2 protein-coding genes are annotated in these 2,760 nt (G+C 69.8%); both read left to right on the forward strand.

The window, feature by feature from the left end:
- Positions 1 to 495: 16S rRNA (cytidine(1402)-2'-O)-methyltransferase (gene rsmI, locus WA805_RS10150; protein WP_425242216.1), on the forward strand; the 495-nt coding region annotated here is incomplete at its 5' end.
- Positions 496 to 2,123: 1,628 nt separating this feature from the next.
- A partial coding sequence (locus WA805_RS10155; RefSeq protein ID WP_425242217.1) for a glycosyltransferase family 2 protein occupies positions 2,124 to 2,760 on the forward strand: 637 nt, incomplete at its 3' end.

The raw sequence follows: 2,760 nt of genomic DNA on the forward strand, positions 1-2,760 counted from the left end.
GCCGGGATCCGGGTGACCGCCGTGCCAGGGCCGTCCGCGGTGGTCACCGCGCTCGCCGTCTCCGGGCTGCCCACCGACAGGTTCTGCTTCGAGGGCTTCCCGCCGCGCAAGCCGGGCGAGCGGGAGCGGAGGTTCGCCGAGCTCGCGGCGGACACCCGCACGCAGGTGTTCTTCGAGTCGCCGCGGCGGCTCGCCGCCACCCTGCAGGAACTGCGGCGGTCACACGGCGACGACCGCGCCGCGGTCGTCTGCCGGGAGCTGACCAAAGTGCACGAGGAGATCAGGCGCGGCACGCTGGCCGAGCTCGCGGAGTGGGCGGACCCGGCTAACCCGGTTCACCCAGCGGGGGCGCCCGGAGCGTCAGGAGGTGTCCGGGGCGAAATCACGCTCGTCGTGGCCGGACTGGACCGTGCCGTTGCCAGAGCCGCCGCCAGGGACGCTGCGCGGGAGGCCCGTCGCGCCGCCAGATGGGACGCTCGTGCCGTTGACCGGTGAGGTCTCTGCGTCCGGCGTGGCGACCGGAGCAGGGACGGGCCGCCGTCCGAACGCGATCGCGAGGGCGAGGCAGGCGAACGGAACCGCCGTCGTCACGTAGCGGTAGTCGAACTCGGCCGTCGCGGCGGGCACCACGATCAGCGCCACGGAGCTCACCCACGGCAGCAGCGCGTCCACGCTCACCCGCCGCCTGCCGGCCACGATCGCGCCGAGGCCGGCCAGCAGCAGCAGGCCGTAGACCGTGCCGGGCAGCCAGACGTACCGCTGGTAGACCCGGATGGCGCTGGCGAACGGGTTGACCACGGCGGTCAGCGGGTTGCCGCCCGCCAGGTACGCGGCGGCGGACGACGAGTAGCCGGGCACGGGGTGCCCGCTGGATATCGGCACCGACTGATATCCGAACAGGTACTCGTCGTAGGTCTCCGCGTTGGGGAAGACCGACCGCGACCAGTCGAACGACCGCCAGGTGTCGTCGAACACCGCGCGGGCGTACGCCGCAGGCTGGGCCTCGATGGCCTTGATCGCGAACTGCTGGGCCAGCGAGTTAGGCAGCGCGGAGAACACCGGCGCCGGGAACCGGTGCAGCGGGCTCGCGGCCGTCCAGATGTACGCCTGCGCGACCGGCCGCTGGGCCGGCGGCACCGTCGTGCACAGCGACAGCAGGTCCGGCGACAGCTGCATCTTGGCGCAGTCGGCGAACGTCATCACCCGCGAGTAGAGGAACACGCCGGTCGATTCGCTCGTGTTGAACGCGCCGTGCTGGAGGTCGTACCAGCCGGCGTAGCCGGCCACCGGCGCGACGGCCAGCACCACGAAGGCGACGACGCCAGAGACCAGCGTCCGCCAGCCGGCCCGGCTCATGCCAAAGCACAGCAGCAGGTAAACGGCGAAGACGGGGATCAGCGGCAGCCCGGTGGTCCTGACGATCGCGGACACCCCGACCAGCGCCCCGGCCAGCGCGCAGCGCGCCCAGGACGACCGCCACCACGGCACCTGAGCGCCCCCGGCGCCCCCGGCGGCACGCAGCGGCGGCAGCGGCGACCACAGCAGCACCAGGACCGCCAGCATGGCCAGGAACAGGAACAGCGTGTCGGACAAGATCAGGTGCTCGAGCTGGATCTCGAACCCGTCGTAGAGCACCGGCAGCGTCATGACCGCCGCGAGCCACTTCGGCGTGCCGAACCGGTGCCTGGCGAGCGCGTACATCATCACGGCGACCAGCAGGCCCATGATGTGCTGTGACACCGTGACGAGCGCGAAGCTGTGGAAGGGCTTGAGCACCCACAGGTAGAAGGAATAGCCGGACGGCCTGGTCGGGTCCAGGTTCAGCGTGACCGCGGTGTCCACATAGTTCCACGAGTCGTTGAACCAGGACTGCCAGCGGTACCCAAGCTCGGCGTCGATACGGAGCAGCGCGGCCGGAATCATCAGGATGACGAATAGTTTGTTTCCCGCCAATGCGCGCTGGACGCCCGTAGGTAGTACCTTCAAGCCCGTATCCTCCTTGTGCCGGGCAGGCGCTCTCCAGGCAGTGCACCCGCTGTACAAGGTAGTAGGTAATCCGATGCGGCTACTCGCCTGGGCGCGGGTAACTGGTAAAGAAGTGTCGAACATAGCGGGGAGTCCGCGTGGAACTGACCGTCGTGATGCCGTGCCTCAATGAGGCGGAGACGGTGGCAACTTGCGTGCGCAAAGCCGTGAAATTCATCGCGGACAGCGGCATCAGCGGCGAGGTGGTGGTCGCCGACAACGGGAGCACCGACGGCAGCCAGCAGCTCGCCAGGGACGCCGGCGCCCGGGTCGTCGACATCCAGGACAAGGGCTACGGCAATGCCCTGATGGGCGGCATCCTGGCGGCCCGCGGCGAGTACGTGATCATGGGCGACGCCGACGACAGCTACGACTTCAGCAACCTGATGCCGTTCGTGACCGAGCTCCGCAACGGCGCCGACCTGGTGATGGGCAACCGGTTCAAGGGCGGGATAGCGCCCGGCGCGATGCCACCGCTGCACCGCTACCTCGGGACCCCGGTGCTCTCGTTCATCGGCCGGCTGTTCTTCCGCTCCAACATCGGCGATGTCAACTGCGGCCTGCGCGGCTTCCGGCGCGACAGCGCGATCAGGCTCGGCCTGCAGGCGACCGGCATGGAGTTCGCCAGCGAGATGATCGTGAAGTCCGCCCTCGCGCACCAGAAGATCGTGGAAGTCCCGACCACCCTCGCCAAGGACGGCCGGAGCCGCCCGCCGCACCTGAACACCTGGCGCG

Source organism: Trebonia sp., from assembly GCF_049794275.1.
Taxonomy (GTDB): domain Bacteria; phylum Actinomycetota; class Actinomycetes; order Streptosporangiales; family Streptosporangiaceae; genus Trebonia.